15 protein-coding genes and 2 tRNA genes are annotated in these 17,586 nt (G+C 73.5%); 10 read left to right on the plus strand and 7 right to left on the minus strand.

What is annotated here, in order from left to right:
* Positions 1-263 precede the first annotated feature (263 nt).
* From ACGFIZ_RS03670 to ACGFIZ_RS03680, 3 genes are all read right to left on the minus strand, one after another.
* On the minus strand, positions 264-1,592 hold the full coding sequence (locus tag ACGFIZ_RS03670; RefSeq protein WP_393415461.1) for an ABC1 kinase family protein: 1,329 nt from the start codon (positions 1,590-1,592) through the stop codon (positions 264-266).
* A 79-nt stretch (positions 1,593-1,671) separates the two neighbouring features.
* Positions 1,672-2,724 carry a hypothetical protein gene (locus ACGFIZ_RS03675; protein WP_393415463.1) on the minus strand — a complete coding sequence of 351 codons (1,053 nt, stop codon included), beginning with the start codon at positions 2,722-2,724 and terminating at the stop codon, positions 1,672-1,674.
* Positions 2,725-2,965: 241 nt separating this feature from the next.
* Positions 2,966-3,133: a DUF5679 domain-containing protein gene (locus ACGFIZ_RS03680; protein WP_165945332.1), complete on the minus strand. Its 168-nt coding sequence runs from the start codon at positions 3,131-3,133 to the stop codon at positions 2,966-2,968.
* Positions 3,134-3,650: 517 nt separating this feature from the next.
* On the opposite strand from ACGFIZ_RS03680, the gene ACGFIZ_RS03685 reads away from it, so the two are divergent.
* Both ACGFIZ_RS03685 and ACGFIZ_RS03690 read left to right on the plus strand, forming a co-directional pair.
* On the plus strand, positions 3,651-4,181 hold the full coding sequence (locus ACGFIZ_RS03685) for a M48 family metallopeptidase (protein ID WP_347671138.1): 531 nt from the start codon (positions 3,651-3,653) through the stop codon (positions 4,179-4,181).
* Positions 4,182-4,379: 198 nt separating this feature from the next.
* Positions 4,380-4,979 carry a hypothetical protein gene (locus tag ACGFIZ_RS03690; RefSeq protein ID WP_393415465.1) on the plus strand — a complete coding sequence of 200 codons (600 nt, stop codon included), beginning with the start codon at positions 4,380-4,382 and terminating at the stop codon, positions 4,977-4,979.
* A 433-nt stretch (positions 4,980-5,412) separates the two neighbouring features.
* Here ACGFIZ_RS03690 and ACGFIZ_RS03695 read toward each other — a convergent pair whose 3' ends face one another.
* Entirely contained in the window at positions 5,413-6,636 is a 1,224-nt protein-coding gene (locus ACGFIZ_RS03695) for a zinc-dependent metalloprotease (RefSeq protein ID WP_393415636.1), read from the minus strand.
* Positions 6,637-6,818: 182 nt separating this feature from the next.
* Between ACGFIZ_RS03695 and ACGFIZ_RS03700 the strand changes: the two genes are divergently transcribed.
* The 5 genes from ACGFIZ_RS03700 (at position 6,819) to ACGFIZ_RS03720 (ending at position 11,857) form a co-directional block, all read left to right on the plus strand.
* The gene (locus ACGFIZ_RS03700) at positions 6,819-7,832 is read left to right on the plus strand and encodes a PDZ domain-containing protein (RefSeq protein ID WP_393415467.1); all 1,014 of its coding nucleotides are present in this window, start codon (positions 6,819-6,821) and stop codon (positions 7,830-7,832) included.
* A gap of 110 nt (positions 7,833-7,942) precedes the next feature.
* Positions 7,943-10,936 carry a UPF0182 family protein gene (locus ACGFIZ_RS03705; RefSeq protein WP_393415469.1) on the plus strand — a complete coding sequence of 998 codons (2,994 nt, stop codon included), beginning with the start codon at positions 7,943-7,945 and terminating at the stop codon, positions 10,934-10,936.
* An 85-nt stretch (positions 10,937-11,021) separates the two neighbouring features.
* Positions 11,022-11,095: transfer RNA gene (locus tag ACGFIZ_RS03710), tRNA-Met, on the plus strand.
* A 296-nt stretch (positions 11,096-11,391) separates the two neighbouring features.
* Positions 11,392-11,465, plus strand: a tRNA-Met gene (locus tag ACGFIZ_RS03715).
* A gap of 152 nt (positions 11,466-11,617) precedes the next feature.
* Positions 11,618-11,857 (plus strand): hypothetical protein, encoded by a 240-nt coding sequence (locus ACGFIZ_RS03720; RefSeq protein WP_347668585.1) that lies wholly within the window; start codon positions 11,618-11,620, stop codon positions 11,855-11,857.
* 360 nt (positions 11,858-12,217) lie between these two features.
* Here ACGFIZ_RS03720 and ACGFIZ_RS03725 read toward each other — a convergent pair whose 3' ends face one another.
* A complete protein-coding gene (locus tag ACGFIZ_RS03725) occupies positions 12,218-13,546 on the minus strand; it encodes an ABC transporter substrate-binding protein (RefSeq protein WP_393415472.1) in 1,329 nt (442 codons plus the stop codon).
* A gap of 170 nt (positions 13,547-13,716) precedes the next feature.
* Here ACGFIZ_RS03725 and ACGFIZ_RS03730 point away from each other — a divergent pair, with 170 nt between their 5' ends.
* Entirely contained in the window at positions 13,717-14,550 is an 834-nt protein-coding gene (locus tag ACGFIZ_RS03730; RefSeq protein WP_393415474.1) for a phosphoribosylaminoimidazolesuccinocarboxamide synthase, read from the plus strand.
* A gap of 333 nt (positions 14,551-14,883) precedes the next feature.
* On the opposite strand, the gene ACGFIZ_RS03735 is transcribed toward ACGFIZ_RS03730, so the two are convergent.
* Entirely contained in the window at positions 14,884-15,063 is a 180-nt protein-coding gene (locus ACGFIZ_RS03735) for a hypothetical protein (protein WP_393415476.1), read from the minus strand.
* On the opposite strand from ACGFIZ_RS03735, the gene ACGFIZ_RS03740 reads away from it, so the two are divergent.
* Positions 15,051-15,608: a DUF5753 domain-containing protein gene (locus ACGFIZ_RS03740; RefSeq protein ID WP_393415478.1), complete on the plus strand. Its 558-nt coding sequence runs from the start codon at positions 15,051-15,053 to the stop codon at positions 15,606-15,608. The two genes, ACGFIZ_RS03735 and ACGFIZ_RS03740, sit on opposite strands and share 13 nt — an antisense overlap.
* Entirely contained in the window at positions 15,605-15,796 is a 192-nt protein-coding gene (locus ACGFIZ_RS03745; RefSeq protein WP_347668588.1) for a DUF397 domain-containing protein, read from the plus strand. The genes ACGFIZ_RS03740 and ACGFIZ_RS03745 overlap by 4 nt, the downstream gene beginning before the upstream one ends.
* A gap of 62 nt (positions 15,797-15,858) precedes the next feature.
* On the opposite strand, the gene glpK is transcribed toward ACGFIZ_RS03745, so the two are convergent.
* The gene (gene glpK, locus ACGFIZ_RS03750) at positions 15,859-17,343 is read right to left on the minus strand and encodes a glycerol kinase GlpK (protein WP_393415480.1); all 1,485 of its coding nucleotides are present in this window, start codon (positions 17,341-17,343) and stop codon (positions 15,859-15,861) included.
* Positions 17,344-17,586: the final 243 nt, after the last annotated feature.

A 17,586-nucleotide genomic window follows, 5' to 3' on the forward strand; every position in this document is an offset into this window, starting at 1 on the left:
GAGCTGGTCCGCGTCGTGTCGCGCCGGGCCGGCGCCCTCTCCGCCCGGGCGTTGGGGGTCCTGTTCAACACCCCCCGGGGGGGGGGGGGGGGGCCCGCCCCCGCGCCCGCCCCGCCCCCGCGTCGCTTCACCGGGCCGGCCCGTCCGTTCGCGGACCGGCCCGCCGGTCCTCCCGGCTCGGCTCACCGGCTTTTCTCCGTCGACTCACCGGTTCTCCCGGTTCGGCCCGCCGGTTCTCTCGGTCAGCCCACCGGTTTTCTAGGTCAGCCCACCTGGGCGAAGCCCGGCAGCCAGCGCTCCAGGATCGCGCGGTACGGCGCCTTGGCGTTCAGCTGGCAGAGCACGCCGATCGAGCCGAGCGTCACCCGGTGGATCAGCAGGTACGACGGGGGCAGGTTGAGCTGCCGCCCCAACTGGTACGCCGGCGACCGCGGGCTGGCCAGCCGGGCCGCCTCGGCCCGCAGCCAGGCCCGGGTGAAGCGGAACTCCTCGGTGGCCACCGGGTCGAGCATCGGCCGGACGTAGTCCAGCACGGCCTGGGCGTCGATCGGCTCCGTCCCGCTGACGAAGCCCTCCTCGCGCAGCCCCTCGACGACCGCGTCCGCCTCGCCGCGCAGCGCCAGCCCGGCCAACCGGCCGATCGGCTCGGGCGTCCCCTCGGGCATCCGGGCCACCGCGCCGAAGTCGATGACGCCGAGCCGTCCGTCGGCCAGCAGCCGGAAGTTGCCCGGGTGCGGGTCGGCATGCAGCAGGCCGGCGCGCATCGGCGCCGACAGGTGCAGGATCGCCATCAGCCGCCCGGCCTCGTCGCGCTGCTCCTCGGTGCCCTCGCGGATGATGTCGGCCAGCGGTACGCCCTCGACCCACTCGGTGACCAGGATCCGGGGGGTCGCCGCGAGCACCGCCGGGATGAAGATCTCCGGATCGTCCGCGTACGCCGTGCCGAAGGCCCGCTGCGACTCGGCCTCCAGCTCGTAGTCCAGCTCCTCGGTGATCCGTTTTCGCAGCTCGGCCAGGAGCGGCTTGACGTCCAGCCCGGGCTGGAACGCCCGGAACATGCCGCCGAGCCGGGAGAGCTGCTTCAGGTCGGCGAGCAGCGCGTCGCCCGCGCCCGGATACTGGATCTTGACGGCCGCGTCGCGCGGAATGCCGTCCGGGTCCCGCCACACCGCCCGGTGCACCTGCCCGATGCTGGCCGCGGCGGCCGGTTTGTCGTCGAAGGAGACGAAGAAGTTTCGCCAGTCCGGGCCCAGTTGCTCGGCGAGCACCCTGTGCACGGTGGCGGCGGGCAGCGGCGGGGCCGCCTCCTGGAGCTTGGTGAGGGCCTGGCGGTAGGGGGCGGCGATCTCCTCCGGCAGGGCCGCCTCGAAGACCGACAGCGCCTGACCGAACTTCATCGCCCCGCCCTTGAGCTGGCCCAGCACGCTGAACAGCTGCTCGGCGGTGCGCTGCTGGATCTCGGCGGAGATCACGTCGGAGGCGAGGCCCGTGACGCGCTTACCCATGCCGAGGACGGTCCGACCGGCGAAGCCGAGCGGCAGAGCGGCGAGCTTGGCGGTCCGGGAGACGGCCCGGCGCGGGATGTCGGTCACCCGGCCATTGTTACCGACTCGGGGGCCTCGCGGCTGCTCGCCGGCCTGGCTGGGTCCGCCGTGCCCGCGTTCGGGGCCGTCACGAGCGCCGGCCCGCGCACCGGCAGGACGGGTGGGGCGGCCAGGTACGCCGACGCAGCCGCCCCGGGGCGGTGACCTCCACCGCGCCGCCCAGCGTCTCCGGCGCGCCGCCGTCGAGGTGGGTCAGGGCCTCCGCGGCGGCGTACGCGACCGCGGCGAGCAGGGTCGCCGTACCGCACGGCTGGTCCCCGGCGTCGGCGGCGAGCTGGGCGGCCAGCGCCGGCCAGTCCGGGTCCCGGTCGGCGCGGTGCAGGTCGACGCAGTTCAGGCACGGGCCGGCTGGCGGGCGCACCAGCGGGCCGACCACGGGCACCCCCTCCCACAGGCCGAGCAGCAGGTGCGGCTGGCGGCGCTGGGCGAATCCGGCCGCGAGCAGCGCCGCCGGCCGGTCGACGCCCAGCCGGACCACCAGGTCCGGGCGGACCCGCCGCAGCGGGTGGGTGGCGGTGCCGGGGGCGGCCCGGTGCACCGCGGCGCGGACCGCCGAGGCGAGCGGGCGGCCCAGGTCGGCGGCGGCCAGGCCCGTGCCGACCAGGTCCGCCGGGCGTACCGGCCCGGACAGGTCCGGATCGACGTGCCCGATCCCGGCCTGGGCGAGCGCCACGGCGACCGGCGCGCCGAGCCGGCCGCCGCCGGTGACCAGCACACGCGCGGCACGGCGCCGCCGCAGCACCTGGGCGGGCGTCCCGGGCAGGGCGCGCGCGGACAGGGCGAGCGCCCGGGCCTCCGCGGCGAGCCGGCTGCGCGCCGGGCCGGCCAGGTCGCGGGGCAGCAGGGTGTGCGCGGGTACGACCAGCCCGGCGCCGCGCAGCGCGTCGAGCAGCCCGCGCGCCTCGTCGGGCGGTACGTCGACCTCGGCGGCGTGCGCCAGGACCATGCGCTCGCTGCGGGTGCCGTCGAGCAGGTCGAGCACCCGGACGGCGCGAGGATGGGCCACCTCGACCAGGACGGCGCGGCCCGGCTCCAGCCCGAGCTGGAGGGTGTGCCGGTTCCGCCAGAGACGGGTCAGGCCGGGAAGCAGGGCGGGACGGGGGAGCGCGGCAGGGCTCATGACGACGAATCGTGACCGCTTCCCTGCAGTCCGTCGATCGTTGTCCACAGGTGGGCACCGCCCTGTCCAGGGCTGTCCACAGGATTTGCCGGGTTATCCACAACCGGTCGGTAACCTGTGTCGGGCAGCCGACACCTCACCCGACCCGTCCCCGGGCCCTCTGACGTGGCGGGAGAGGACCCGCCGACGCGACGGGGGAGGGCCGGCCGTCGCCACCCCTCCCCCGGACCGGTACGTACGGTCAGACTTTCGCCTTGCCCAGGATGCGGTTCACTGTTGTGCCGCACACCGGACACTTGCCCTTGGCCATGTTCATCCCGGTCTTCGAGACCTCGATGCGACCCTCGAAGTCCCGCTTCTCCTTGCACTTGACGCAGTAACCGTTGTAGGTCTGGGCCTGGTCGGCCACGGTGCCCTCCTCGTCTCTTCCGCCGGTCAATCCGGTTCCGGCGGGGTCGCCCGGCGGCGGGCCACGGAGGGCGCCGGCGCTGGGTCTTCTCCGCGGCCACCCTCGTGACCGCTGGTCCGCGGACCCTACCCAGGTGTGGGGGGTTCCATGTCAGCTGTGCTTCGCCACTGTGAGCAAGTCGACGTCGAGAGTGTGCATGCCGAATTAGGTCGGATAAGTCAGTTTGGCGGGGACACGCCGGGTGAACCCCTACAGATGCCCCGCAGGGTGGCCCCCGAGGGGGTCGCCGGCGACGCGATCACCTACGGTGTGCCGAGGAGGACGCGACCCGGTCGACCGCCGCCGCACGACGGCGGGTGGGGCCGCGTGGTGACGGTCCGCAAGGATTTTTTTCGGGACTAGCCGGCACCAACCATGACTTTCTGGGCGCGTGTCGTGGTGTTGACCCTTGCGGACCCCTGGTCAGTACCCATTAGCTTTCCTTCGTGACAGCATTCCGAGGCCGCGCGGCCCGCTGATGGCAGGCGCGCGGAAGCCGGTCGTCGAGGTACGGCGCAGCCAGCGCCGGCGACGCACGGTGTCCGCCTACCGCGACGGGGAACGCGTCGTGGTGCTCATCCCCGACCAGTTCTCCCGGGCCGAGGAGAGCGAGTGGGTCGACCGGATGCTGGCCCGGCTGGAGGCGCGGGAGGGGCGGCTCGCCCGCTCCGACGAGGAACTGCTCGGCCGAGCCAGCCGACTGATCGCGCTCTACCTGCCCGACCACGGCACCCGGGCCGTGCCGGTCAGCGTCCGCTGGGTGACCAACCAGAACGGCCGCTGGGGCTCCTGCACCCCGGCTGACCGCACCATCCGCATCTCGCACCGGCTCCAGGACATGCCGGACTGGGTGATCGACTACGTCCTGCTCCACGAGCTGGTCCACCTCATCGTGCCCAGCCACAACGCCCGGTTCTGGGCGCTGGTCGGGCGCTACCCGAAGGCCGAGCGGGCCCGCGGCTACCTGGAGGGCGTGGCCGCCGTCTCCGCCAGCCCCCTGGGCGACTGACCCTCCCGCGCCCGGATCCCGCCGTGTCGGCGACATGGTCGGGTCTGGTCGGACGGGACCCCCATGTCGGCGACATCGCCAGGTCCGAGCGGGCGGGTTCCCGCCATGTCGGCGACATCGCCGGGTCCGGGGGCGGTCCGCGGACGCGCGTCGCCGCCAGCTGTCGCGGCGGTCCGGGCGACGGTCTAGGGTCGGGGCGTGGCCCGACGTGTGGTGGTGGCGTTGCTCGGACCGGTGGCCTGGACGCCGCCGGGCGTCGACCCGGGACGGTGGCGGGCGGCGCTCGCCGAGGACGTGGTGGACCTGCTCGCCACGCTTCAGGAGGTGGAGACCGCGGTCGCGGTGACCCCGGCCGACCGGGCCCTCGCCGAGGCCGTCGTCTGGCCCGGCACCGCCGTGCACGAGGTGCCCGTACCGACGGCCACCGCGGTCCTGGCCGCGCTGACCGGGTACGATCAGGCGGCCGTCGTCGCCGCCGACGCCCCCGACCTGCCCGGGCTGACCGTCGGCAAGCTGCTCCGCCCGCTGACCACCTGGCCGGTGGCGGTCGCCCCGGCCGAGGGCGGCGGTCCCGGCCTGCTCGGCGTCGCGTCGCGGCTGCCCGTACCGGACTGGCTGCCCGAGATCGACCTGGACGCCGCGCTCCCGGCCGACCTGCGCCGGGCCGCCCCGCGCCCCGGCGACGTCGCGGTCACCACCGCCTGGCGGCGGTTGCGCGGCCCGGCGGACCTGGCCACCCTCGACCCGGCGGTCGAGGGCTGGGACGCCACCCGCGCCCTCCTCTCCGGCCACCCCTGACAGCCCCGCCCGCGCGGTGCCCGTGCGCCGGCCCTGTGCCCGTGCGCCGGCCCTGTGCCCGTGCGCCGGCCCTGTGCCTGCCTCGCGCCCGCGCGGTGCCCGTGCCCGCGTGCCCCCCTGTTTCGCGCGTGCCCCGTGTTTCGCGCGCCTGCCCCGGGCATGCGCGGTGCCCGGTGCCCCGCCCCGCATGCCCCGCCCCGCATGCCCCGCGCCGCATGCCCCGCGCCGCACGCGTCGCGCCGCGCCAAGATCCGTGCACCTTCAGTGAAGTAGTTGTGTCGGGCGGCGCCGAGGGGACTACTTCCCTGAAGTTGACGCCTGAGCAACGCGCGGCAGCGCCCGAGGCGTGCGGCAGCGCCCGAGGCGTGCGGCAGCGCCCGAGACGGCGACGGCCGCCGTCGCGGGCGCGACGGCGGCCGTACGGCGCGGAGCCTCAGGACTCGTCGGTGTCGCCCTCGGGACGTGGGCGGGGCGAGCCGGGGGCCTGCTCCTCCGGCGCGCCCGGCGCGTTGAAGTCGAAGTTGGCCAGCTCGTCGTCCAGGTCGGCGCGGGCCGTGGCGAACGCTACCGGGTCGGCGAAGTCGTCGTCGGAAGGAAGCAGGTCGGGGTGGCCCCAGACGCCGTCCCGGCCGGCGATGCCCCGGTGCTCGGTCAGCGCGGCCCACAGCGCGGCGGCCTCCCGCAGCCGGCGCGGGCGCAGCTCCAGGCCGACCAGGGCCGCGAAGGTCTGCTCGGCCGGCCCGCCGGCGGCCCGGCGGCGGCGGAACGCCTCGGCGAGGCGTACCGCGTTCGGCAGCCGATCCCCGACGGCGCTGTCCACCACGTGGCAGACCCAGCCCTCCACCAGGGCGAGGGCCGTCTCCAGCCGGGCCAGCGACGCCTTCTGCGCCGGGGTGTCCTCCGGGGTGAAGATGCCCTCCAGCGCGATCGCCTGCATCGACTCCGGGTCGGTCGGGTCGAGTCGGCCCATCGCCTCCTCGATCGCCTCCCGGTTCACCCGGATGCCGGAGGCGTACGTCTCCACGGCGGTGAGCACATGCCCGCGCAGCCACGGCACGTGCTCGAACAGCCGCTGGTGGGCCGCCTCGCGCAGGGCGACGTAGAGGCGCACCTCGTCCTCGGGCAGTTCCAGGCCCTCGCCGTACGCGCGGATGTTGGCCGGGATCAGCGCGGCCGTGCCGGCAGGGCCGAGCGGGAGCCCGATGTCGCCGGCGGAGAGCACCTCCGCGGCGAGCGAGCCGAGGGCCTGCCCGAGCTGCCCGCCGAAGAGCGCGCCGCCGAGCGTGGCGACCATCGACTGCATCGGGCCGAGCTGCGCCCGGGCCTCCGGCGGCACCAGGTCGCCCATCGCGCCGACCATCCGGGCGGCCACCGGGTCGCAGAGCTTGCGCCAGACGTCGAGCGTCTTGTAGATCCACTCGTTGCGGTTCCACGCCGACGCGGTGCGGATGCCCGTCGGCCAGGAGGTGGCGGGCTCCAGCCACAGGTCGGCCAGGCGCAGCGCCTCCGTCACGCCGGTGCGCTCGGACGGCGAGACCGCCGGGTCGCCCGCGGCGGAGAGCTGGCTGGCGGCCACCTGCCGGGCCAGGTCCCAGTTGACCGGCCCGCTGCCCGGCGCGGAGAGCAGGTGCTGCAACTGCGACATGAACTGCTGCATCTGCGCGGGATCGTTGGGGTCGGGCGGTTGCCCGCCCGGGAGCTGGAAGCCGAACGGAATATCAGGCACGACGTCTACGGTACGCGGGCAGTGCCCCAGGTCGTCGCCACCGGCGTTGCGCTGAGGGCGAAGTCGCCGTCACGCCCCCGGCCCCCGTACGGCCGATCGGTACGCTCTGCGCCATGAGACGTCGCGGCCTGACCGTCCTGCTGGGTGCCCTGCTGACCGCCCTGCTCAGCTTCGGCGTGCTCAGCGTCCCCATCCCGTACGTGGTGCTCGGTCCCGGGCCCACGGTGAACACGCTGGGCACCTCGGACGGCAAGGAGGTCATCCAGGTGAGCGGGCGGGCGGCGTCCACCTCCGCCGGTCAGCTCCGGCTGACCACGGTCGGGGTGCAGCCCACCGTGCGGCTGCGTTCGGCGTTGGCCGGCTGGTTCTCCCCGGACGAGGCGGTGGTGCCGCGCGAGCTGGTCTACCCGCCGGGGGAGAGCCGCCAGGAGGTGGAGCAGCGCAACGAGGAGGACTTCCGCGCCTCGCAGACCAGCGCCGAGACGGCGGCGCTGCGCGAGCTCGGTTACCCGGTGCAGGTGCTGGTGAAGACGGTCGGCGCGGACGGCCCGTCGGCCGGGGTGCTCAAGCCCGGCGACGTCGTCACCTCGGTCGACGGCGAGCAGGTCACCAGCGCCGGCCGGCTCACCGAGCTGATCCGTGCCCGGCCGGCCGGGACCACGCTGACGATCGGTTACACCCGCGACGGCGTCGCCGCCACGGCACGGGTCACCAGCCGCGAGCAGGACGGCCGGCCGCGGGTCGGGATCGAGATCGACCAGCAGCAGCCGCACCCGTTCACCCTCTCCATCGATCTCAACGACATCGGCGGCCCGAGCGCCGGCCTGATGTTCGCGTTGGGGATCGTGGACAAGCTGGAACCGGCCGACCTGACCGGCGGCAAGATCATCGCGGGCACCGGCACGATCGACGACGAGGGCCGGGTCGGCCCGATCGGCGGGATCGCGCAGAAGCTGGTCGGCGCGAAGGACGCCGGGGCGAAGGTGTTCCTGGTGCCGGAGGCCAACTGCGCCGAGGCCGTCCGTAACCCGCAGCCCGACCTTCCGCTGCTGCGGGTGGGTTCCCTGGACGATGCGCTGAAGGCCCTGGAGACGTTGCGCGAGGGGGGTCAGCCCACCCGCTGCTGACCGCCGTGGGCCCGCCCGGCGTGACCGTGGGCGACGCTTTCAGGAATACCCCGTACTCTGGTTGCCTGGTCGGAGCCGATCACATCGAGCGTGCGGAGCCAACAGTGGTCATGCGTAGCAGCCCCCTGCCGAGGATGAGCCGACGCGGACGCGTCACGATCGGCGTCCTGGTGGGGGTGTTCGTGCTGTTCACCGTCCTCGGGTGGGGTGTGCAGGCGTGGACGGACTGGCTCTGGTACGAGGAGGTGCGCTACACCCAGGTCTTCACCGGGGTGCTGGCCACCCGGCTGCTGCTCTTCCTCGTCGTCGGCCTGGGCCTGGCGCTGGTCGTCGGCGGCAACCTCTGGCTCGCCCACCGGCTGCGCCCCAGGATGCGCCCGCACTCGCTCGAGCAGGCCACCCTGGAGCGGTACCGGATGGTGCTGGAGCCCCGGCTGGGCCTGTGGATCAGCCTGGCCGCGCTGGTGATCGGGATCTTCGCCGGGCTCTCCGCGCAGAGCCGGTGGAACCAGTGGCTGCTGTTCCGCAACGGCGGCGACTTCGGCGTGAAGGACCCGGAGTTCGGCGTGGACGTCGGGTTCTACGTCTTCCAGCTGCCGTTCTGGCGCTACCTGCTCGGCGTCGGCTTCACCGCCGTCGTGCTCGCCCTGCTCGGCGCGCTGGCCGTGCACTACGTGTTCGGCGGGGTGCGGCTGCAGGGCGTCGGGGACCGGATGACCGGCGCCGCGCGCGCCCACCTGAGCACGCTGGTCGCGGTCTTCGTGCTGCTCAAGGCGGTCGCGTACGTGCTGGACCGGCGGGCGATGCTGCTGGAGTACAACGAGGGCGCGAAGCTCTACGGCGCCGGGTACGCCGACGTGAACGCGCTGCTGCCCGCCAAGGAGATCCTCGCCTACATCTCCGTCGTGGTGGCCATCGCGATCATCGTCTTCTCGAACGCGGTGATGCGGAACCTGGTCTGGCCGGGCATCTCACTGGCCCTGCTCGGGGTGTCCGCCGTCGCCATCGGCGGCATCTACCCGTGGGCGGTGCAGACGTTCGAGGTCAAGCCGAGCGCCAAGGACAAGGAGGCGCCGTACATCCAGCGCAGCATCGAGGCCACGCGGGCGGCGTTCGGGCTGATCGACACGAAGACCACGCCGTACGCGGCGAACAACTTCGTCCCGCCGGCCAGCCTGGCCACCGACACCTCCGTGGTGCCGAACGTGCGGCTGCTCGACCCGCAGCTGGTCTCCGACGCGTACACCCAGCTCCAGCAGGTGCGCGGCTTCTACGACTTCGGCCCGAAGCTGGACATCGACCGGTACGCGGTGGCCGGGAAGACCTCCGACTACGTGGTCGGCGTCCGTGAGATCAACTACACGGAGCTGACCGACCAGCAGAACACCTGGATCAACCGGCACACCGTCTACACCCACGGCTACGGCCTGGTGGCCGCCCCCGCCAACCGGGTCTGCAACGGCCTGCCGTACTTCGTCTCCGGCTTCCTCGGCGAGCCGGACAAGGAGGCGCAGGGCTGCGCGTCCGCGATCGAGGAGATCCCGGCCCAGCAGCCGCGGATCTACTACGGCGAGCGGATGGGCGCCGACGACTACGCGATCGTCGGGCAGTCCGACCCGAAGCGCAACGCGGAGTTCGACCGGCCGACCCAGACCGGCGGCGAGCAGTACTACACCTACACCGGCGAGGGCGGCGTCGAGATCGGCTCGTTCACCCGCCGGCTGCTCTACGCCATCAAGGAGCAGGAGTCGAACCTCCTGCTCTCCGAGGCGGTCAACGAGAACTCGAAGCTGCTGTACGTGCGCAACCCGCGGGACCGGGTGGAGAAGGTCGCGCCGTTCCTGACCCTCGACGGCGACCCGTACCCGGCGGTCGTCGGCGGCCGGGTGCAGTGGATCGTCGACGGCTACACCACGGCCGCGACCTACCCGTACGCCGAGCGGATCAACCTCCAGGCCGAGACCACCGACGAGCTGACCAACCGGGGCACCTTCCAGCTGGCCCGGGAGAACGTCAACTACATGCGCAACTCGGTGAAGGCGACGGTCGACGCGTACGACGGCACGGTGCGGCTCTACCAGTTCGACGACACCGACCCGGTGCTCAAGGCGTGGAACAAAGCGTTCGGCGGCGACCTGATCCTGCCGAAGGACAAGATCCCGACCGAGCTGCGCGAGCACTTCCGCTACCCGGCGGACATGTTCAAGGTGCAGCGCAACCTGCTGACCAAGTTCCACGTGACCGACCCGGGCGACTTCTACTCGGCGCAGGACTTCTGGCAGGTGCCGAACGTGCCGGACGCGCCGGACAGCGGGCAGAAGCAGCCGCCGTACTACCTGTGGACGCAGTTCCCCGGGCAGGAGGCGCCGCGGTTCCAGCTCACCTCCGCGGTCACCCCGAACGGCCGGCAGAACCTGGCCGCGCTGATCTCCGGGTCGTACGTCGACGGGAAGCCACGGCTGGAGGTGCTGGAGCTGCCCGACCAGACCCGCACCGCCGGCCCGGTGCAGGTGCACCAGCAGATGACCAACACCAACTCGAACATCCGCCAGCAGCTCAACCTGCTTTCCAGCAATCAGACGTCGCAGGTGCAGTACGGCAACCTGCTGTCGCTGCCGTTCGGCGACGGGATGCTCTACGTCGAGCCGGTCTACGTCAAGAGCAACCAGCGGCAGGACGCGTACCCGGTGCTGTCGAAGGTGCTGGTCTCCTACGGCGACGGGTCGTACGTGGCGCTGGCCGACAACCTGTCCGACGGCATCAAGCAGCTCGTCGAGCAGGGCAAACAGGCCGCCCAGGGCACCCCGCCCCCGGCCGAGGGCACCCCGCCGCCGCCCAGCGGCGGGAACAACTCGCCGCCCCTGACCGGCGAGTTGGCCGTGGCCGCGGGCAAGGTGCAGGCGGCGATCGACGAGGTCAAGGCCGCGCAGGCGTCCGGCGACTTCGAGCGGTACGGCAAGGCGCTGAAGGCGCTGGACGAGGCGATGACCGCGTTCCAGCAGGCGCAGAAGGCCGCCACCCCGGCCGCCTCGGCGTCGCCGGCCGCGTCGACGTCGCCGAGCGGCAGCCCCTCGCCGACGCCCTCGACGGCGCCGGGCGGCTGAGCGGACGCGGTCGACGATGGCGGGGGCGGGTGGCGGGGACCGTTTTGCAGCTTCCCGGGTTGATGCGCTACCGTTGACGGGCCGACGCGGGGTGGAGCAGCTCGGTAGCTCGCTGGGCTCATAACCCAGAGGTCGCAGGTTCAAATCCTGTCCCCGCTACTCGTCGAAAGGCCCCGGAGTCCGCTCCGGGGCCTTTTCACGCCCTACTGGCACGTCGCCTCGGCCCCCCGCCTCGGTGACGCGCCGCCGCCTCGGTGATCAGCCGCCCGCCTCGGTGACGCGCTGCCGCCTCGGGGCCGCGTCGCCCGCCTCGTTGATCAAGAGGTTTGCGTCAGGATCCCGTGACCCGCTGACGCAAACCTCTTGGTCAACGGCCCTGGCCAAGGGCTCGGCGGGGGAGGATTGGGGGCCCTTGCGACCTTCGCCAGGCGGATGCGATAAGCTGTACAAGCCGACGCGGGGTGGAGCAGCTCGGTAGCTCGCTGGGCTCATAACCCAGAGGTCGCAGGTTCAAATCCTGTCCCCGCTACTCGTCGAAAGGCCCCGGAGTCCGCTCCGGGGCCTTTTCCGTTTCGCGACCGCTGCCGCATTCTGTCCGCCGCCTTTACCCTGGCCGTGCGCCACGCCATGCAGCCCGCCGTCTGGCCTGCCGCCCTTGCGCCGTTCGGCGAGGATGAGGGCATGTCTTCGTGGAGCAAATGGTGGGGCCGGCTCGGCGCCGTCCTCGGCACGGTCGTGCTGTCGGTCTTCGTCCCGGTCGCGGCGTGGGCGTCCAGCGGCACCGGCGAGCTGGTGGTCGAGGCAGCCAAGCGGCGGTCCCGGGGCGTCGGCTTCGTCGGCCTGTTGTGCTGCCTGGTCGTCGTCGGCGTGATCATCCTGTTGATCGTGCTGCTCAACAACCGGCGCAACCGCCGGCGCTGAGAACGGCCCGCCACACCGGCAGGCCGCCGGAGTGACCCGTCGGGCTGCCGGAGTGACCCGTCGGGCCGCCCAGCCGCCTCGCTGGCTGGCGCCCGCATGTGGGGCTGTCGCCTGTGTACGTGGCTGGGATCGCGTACGTGCCTGGGGCCGCGTACGTGCCTGGGGCCGCGTACGTGCCTGGGCCCCCGTACCCGGCTGGGTCGCTACGTGGCTGGGATCGTATGCGTGCCTGGGGCCGTATACGTGGCTGCCGCCCGCGTGTGCGGCGGCATCCGCACGTGGCTGGCGTCCGCCCACGTGGCTGGGGGCTAGTGGCCGCCTGAGGCTGGAGGCCGGCGTCCGGCCCGTGGCCGTGCCCGGTCAGCCGGCCAGGGCGGCGTCGGCCTGGGCCATGAAACGGGAGGCCGCCGTGCGTACGCTGATCCGGCCCGAGCGGACGGCCCCGGCGGTGGTGACGAGCAGGGCGCGGACCCGGGCATGCCCCTTCGGGGGCGGGGAGGGTGCCGGTCCCAGCTCGTTGGTCAGCGCCTCGGCGAGCGTGGCGGCCCGGTGCTGCACGGGGTCGGTCAGGTTCGCCCGCACGTACCGGCGGATGCCCAGGTTGGGGTTCACCCCCCGTTCGTTGCCGAGAGCCGCCCCGGCCTCGATGTTGTTGGTGAGGAAGTTGATGACGTCCGCCACGGTGTCGGGGTGGCGGGTGCCCCGGTAGGCGGCCCAGTACATCGGGGCCCGCGCCCACTGTGCGCCGGGCGGGCCGGGGAACGCGGCCAGCGCCAGCTCGTCGCGGGTGTGGCGCTGGAGCTCGGGAAGCTGGTTGGCCCAGGCGAACGAGGCGGCGGCGTGCCCGGTGACCACGAGTTGCCGGTCCGGCTCGCCGCTCTCGGCCCGCTCCACGAGAGCCGCGCCCGGGGTCGCCCCGCCGGCCCGGGCCCGCCGCCACAGCTCGAACCAGTTGGCCAGCTCGCCCGCGCTGAAGCCGAGCCGCCGGCCCTGGTACAGCTCGCTGCCCTTCGCGCGCAGCCAGAGCCAGAGCGCCCGGTCGTCCCCGGACGGGTCCATCGTGCCGGCGACCCGCCCGCCGGCCGCGCGGGTGACCCGCTGCGCCCAGTCGACGTACTCCTCCCAGGACATGCCCGTGCGGGGCTCCGGCACCCGCAGCTTTCGCAGCAGGCTCCGGTTGTACACCAGCGCGGCGCTGGTCTGGGCCGCGGCGACGCCCACGGTGCGGTCGTCGACCTCGCCGTAGCGGACCAGGCCCGGCGGCAGCTCGCCCAGGTCGAGCCGGTGGTCGGCGACGTACCCGCCGAGGTCGAGCAGGATCTCGCGCTCGGCGTACTCGGTGAGGATCGCGTCGTCGAGTTGGAACAGGTCGGGCGCGTTGCCGCCGGCCGCCTGGGTCGCCAGCCGCTCGTAGTAGCCGACCCGGTCCTGCCAGGTGACCCGGAACCCGACCTGCGGATTGCGCGCCGCGTACAGCCTGAGCGCCTTCTCGGTCAGCGCGGCCCGCTTCGTCCCGCCGTACCAGAAGACGGAGAGCGTGATCGGGCCGTTCTCGACCGGCGTGCCCTCGTCGTGGTCGCAGCCGGCCAGCCCGCCGGCGGCGAGCGGCGCTCCGAGCAGCGCCTTCAGCAACCGCCGGCGGACCGGGTCGGTGCCGGGGCGGGAGAGCGGCAGGCGGGCGACGGGCACGGGGCACTCCTGGTCGTCCGTGAGGCGGTTTTGGATCATTTACACAGCCGGCGTACGCGGGTGTCAACGGCCGTACGGCCCGGCTCGGTCGGCTGCCGGCGGCCTTCGCGGTTCTGGACGGTTCCGGTGGCCGTCCGGGCGGGCGATCGACGCGTGGTGTACTTGGTCCCGTGGAACTTCTGCACTCGGGCAAGGTCAGGGACGTCTACGCCGACGGCGACGACTTGATCCTGGTCGCCTCCGACCGGCTCTCGATCTACGACGTGGTGCTGCCGACCCCGGTGCCGGACAAGGGCCGGCTCCTCACCGCGCTCTCGCTGTGGTGGTTCGAGCAGCTGGCCGACATCGTGCCGAACCATGTGATCTCCGCCACCGACGTGCCGGCCGAGTTCGCCGGGCGGGCGATCCGCTGCCGGCGGTTGGAGATGGTTCCGGTCGAGTGCGTGGCCCGGGGCTACCTGACCGGCGGCGGCCTCGTCGAGTACGAGCGCACGGGCGCGGTCTCCGGGGTCGAGCTGCCCCGCGGGCTGGTCGAGGCGTCGATCCTGCCGGAGCCGATCTTCACCCCGTCGACGAAGGCCCCGAAGGGCGAGCACGACGAGCCGATCAGCTACCGGCAGGTGGTGGACAAGCTGGGCGCGGAGACCGCCGAGCGGCTGCGGCAGATCACCATCGACGTCTACCGGCGGGGCGCCGAGATGGCCGCCGAGCGGGGCATCCTGGTCGCCGACACCAAGATCGAGCTGGGCTGGGCGCCGGACGGCAGCCTGGTCCTCGGCGACGAGGTGCTCACCTCCGACTCGTCCCGGTTCTGGCCGGCCGAGTCGTACCAGCCGGGCCGCAGCCAGTTCTCCTACGACAAGCAGTACGTCCGCGACTGGGCGACCGGCAGCGGCTGGGACAAGCGACCGCCGGCCCCCGAGGTGCCGGCCGAGGTGATCGAGGCGACCCGCGCCCGCTACGTCGACGTCTACGAGAAACTGACGGGCAACCCCTGGTCCTGACGCCGCTCACGCCACCCTGACGGCGGGGTGACGCGGGGTGAGGCGGCAACTTCCGGGAAGTTGTGGCCTCGGCCCGCGCCGGAGGCGACAGTTTCCCTGAAGTTGTGCGGACGTGGACGCGAGCGTGAGCGCTTGCGAATGTCTCGACACGCCGTTACCGCCATTTGGGCGGCAGCACTGGACCCCGGTTCCGCGAGCGTCGATGATCTATCTGTCACCCTCCTTGTCCGAGTGACTTCAAGGGAGGTCGGGTGAATCTCGACATGCGGATCCGGGCCCTCAAGGCGGCGCGGGCGAGTGCGGGCGTCTCGCAGGAGGCGCTCGCCGAGCTGATCAGGTGAGCCCCTCCGCTATCGCCGCCATCGAGACCGGCCGGCGGCGGCCCACCCCGGACCTGGCCGCCGCCGCCGACGAGGCGCTCGGCACGGCCGGCCTGCTCAGCGAGTTGCTGGCCGCCGCCAACCGGAAGCAGTCGCCGAGCTGGTTCGCCCCGTGGCTGGGTGTCGAGGCCAACGCCGTCGCCCTCCGCAGAGGCCAACGCCGTCGCCCTCCGCACGTCCCAGCCCTGCCTGGTGCCGGGGCTGCTCCAGACCGAGGAGTACGCCCGGGCGGTGCTGACCGCGCAGGGCATCCACACCCCGGAGGAGGTGGAGCAGCTCGCGGCCGCGCGGATGGCCCGCCAGGAGCTGATCACCGGGCCGGTCCCGAAGCGCTTCACCGCGATCGTGGACGAGGCCGCCCTGCGCCGGGTGGTCGGCGACCGGGAGGTCCAGCGGGCCCAACTGGAGCGGCTGATCACGTTGGCGGCGCTGCCGCACATCCGGCTCCACGTCGTGCCCGCCGGGGTCGGCGCGCACCCCGGGCTGGCCGGCGGCTTCGTGCTGGCCACCCTGCCCGACGGCGACGAGGTGGTCTACTCGGACGGCGTCTTCGGTCAGGTGATGGACCGGCCGGACGCGGTGGATACGATCAGATCGATGTGGGACAGGCTGCTCGGCGAGGCCCTGCCCGAGGGCGCCTCGCTGGAGCTGATCGGGAAGCTGGTGAGCGAGCTGTGAACGCTGCCCCCACCCCTCGCTGGCGGGTGTCGAGCCGGTCCGGCAACGGAGGGGACACCTGCGTGGAGGTTGCCGACAACCTGCCCGGCCGGGTGCTGGTGCGCGACTCGAAGGACCGCGACGGCGGCACCCTGACCTTCGACCCCGCCGCCTGGCGCTCCTTCGTCGCCCTGGTCAGGGCGGGCTGAGGCCCGCAGGATCGCCTGATGCTCGGGAAGAGGGCTGAGCATCAGACGATCACCGGAGCGGCTCAGTCCACCCAGTCGAGGGTGCGCTGGACGGCCTTGCGCCAGTTGCGCAGTTCCCGATCGCGGTGCTCCGGCGTCATCGCCGACGTCCACTGGGCGTCGGAGCGCCACTGGGCGCGCAGCGTGGCCAGGTCCGGCCAGAAGCCGACGGCGAGCCCGGCCGCGTACGCCGCGCCGAGGCAGGTCGTCTCGGTGATCCGGGAGCGGACGACCGGCACGTCCAGCACGTCGGCGAGGAACTGCATGAGCAGGGCGTTCCCGGTCATCCCGCCGTCCACCCGCAGCCGGCGCAGCGCCACGTCGGAGTCGGCGTTCATCGCGTCGACCACCTCGCGGGTCTGCCAGGCCGACGCCTCCAGCACCGCCCGGGCCAGGTGCCCCTTGGTGATGTACCCGGTCAGCCCGGCGATCACCCCACGAGCGTCGCTGCGCCAGTGCGGCGCGAACAGCCCGGAGAAGGCCGGCACCACGTAGCAGCCGCCGTTGTCGTCCACGGTGCGGGCCAGGTCCTCGATCTCGGGGGCCGTGGAGATCAGTCCGAGGTTGTCCCGCAGCCACTGCACCAGCGAGCCGGTCACCGCGATCGCCCCTTCGAGGGCGTACGCGGCAGGCTGGCCGTCGATCCGGTACGCCACCGTGGTCAGCAGGCCGTGCGCCGAGGCGACCGGGCTGGCGCCGGTGTTGAGCAGCAGGAAGCTGCCCGTGCCGTACGTGCACTTCGCCTCGCCGGGCTGGAAGCAGGTCTGCCCGAACAGGGCGGCCTGCTGGTCGCCCAGGGCGCTGGCTACCGGCACGCCGGCCAGCACCCCCTCGGCGGTGCCGTAGACCTCGGCGGAGCTGCGGATCTCGGGGAGCATCGCGGCGGGCACCCGCAGTGCGTCCAGCAGCTCCGGGTCCCAGTCCAGGGTTTCCAGGTCCATCAGCATGGTTCGGCTGGCGTTGGTCACGTCGGTGACGTGCCGGCCGGTCAGCTTCCAGATCAGCCAGCTGTCCATCGTGCCGAACAGCACCTCGCCCCGCTCGGCGCGCTCGCGCAGACCGTCCACGTTGTCCAGCAGCCAGCGCAGCTTCGGCCCGGCGAAGTACGTGGCCAGGGTTAGCCCGGTGCGGGCCCGCAGGCGCTCCTCGCCGTACGCGTCGGCCAGCTCGCGCAGCAGCGGGCCGGTGCGGGTGTCCTGCCAGACGACGGCGTGCGCGACCGGCCGGCCGGTCGCGCGGTCCCAGACCACCGTGGTCTCCCGCTGGTTGGTGATGCCGACCGCCGCCAGCCCCTCGGGGCCGGTGCCGGCGGCGTCCAGGGCCTCCCGCACCACGAGCTGGACGTTCTCCCAGATCTCCTCGGCGTCGTGCTCGACCCAGCCGGGTCGGGGGAAGACCTGCCGGTGCTCGCGCTGGGCGACGGAGACGATCTCGCCGGCCCGGTCGAAGACGATGCACCGCGACGAGGTGGTGCCCTGGTCGATGGCGGCGACGTACTGTCCGGTCACGGCAGCACCGTACCCGCCCCGCCGCCGGTCCGCCGCCCGCCGCCCGCTGCCCGCCGGCCGCTGCCCCGCGCGCCCGCCCCGCGCCAGTGCCCGCCCCGCGCCAGTGCCCGCCCCGCGCCAGTGCCCGCCCGCGCCTGCCCGCGCTCGCGCCTGCCCGCGCTCGCGCCTGCCCGCGCTCGCGCCTGCCCGCGCTCGCGCCTGCCCGCGCTCGCGCCTGCCCGCGCTCGCGCCTGCCCGCGCACG

Source organism: Micromonospora sp. NPDC048830 (assembly GCF_043198215.1).
In the GTDB taxonomy this organism is placed as follows: Bacteria; Actinomycetota; Actinomycetes; order Mycobacteriales; family Micromonosporaceae; genus Micromonospora.

What these genes read in the sequence shown, in the direction of transcription:
- ACGFIZ_RS03675 (WP_393415463.1), bottom strand. Translation starts at nt 2,724, where the DNA reads ATGAGCCCTGCCGCGCTCCCCCGTCCCGCCCTGCTTCCCGGCCTGACC.
- ACGFIZ_RS03685 (WP_347671138.1), top strand. Translation starts at nt 3,651, where the DNA reads ATGGCAGGCGCGCGGAAGCCGGTCGTCGAGGTACGGCGCAGCCAGCGC.
- ACGFIZ_RS03695 (WP_393415636.1), bottom strand. Translation starts at nt 6,636, where the DNA reads ATGCAGCAGTTCATGTCGCAGTTGCAGCACCTGCTCTCCGCGCCGGGC.
- ACGFIZ_RS03700 (WP_393415467.1), top strand. Translation starts at nt 6,819, where the DNA reads ATGAGACGTCGCGGCCTGACCGTCCTGCTGGGTGCCCTGCTGACCGCC.
- ACGFIZ_RS03705 (WP_393415469.1), top strand. Translation starts at nt 7,943, where the DNA reads ATGCGTAGCAGCCCCCTGCCGAGGATGAGCCGACGCGGACGCGTCACG.
- ACGFIZ_RS03720 (WP_347668585.1), top strand. Translation starts at nt 11,618, where the DNA reads ATGTCTTCGTGGAGCAAATGGTGGGGCCGGCTCGGCGCCGTCCTCGGC.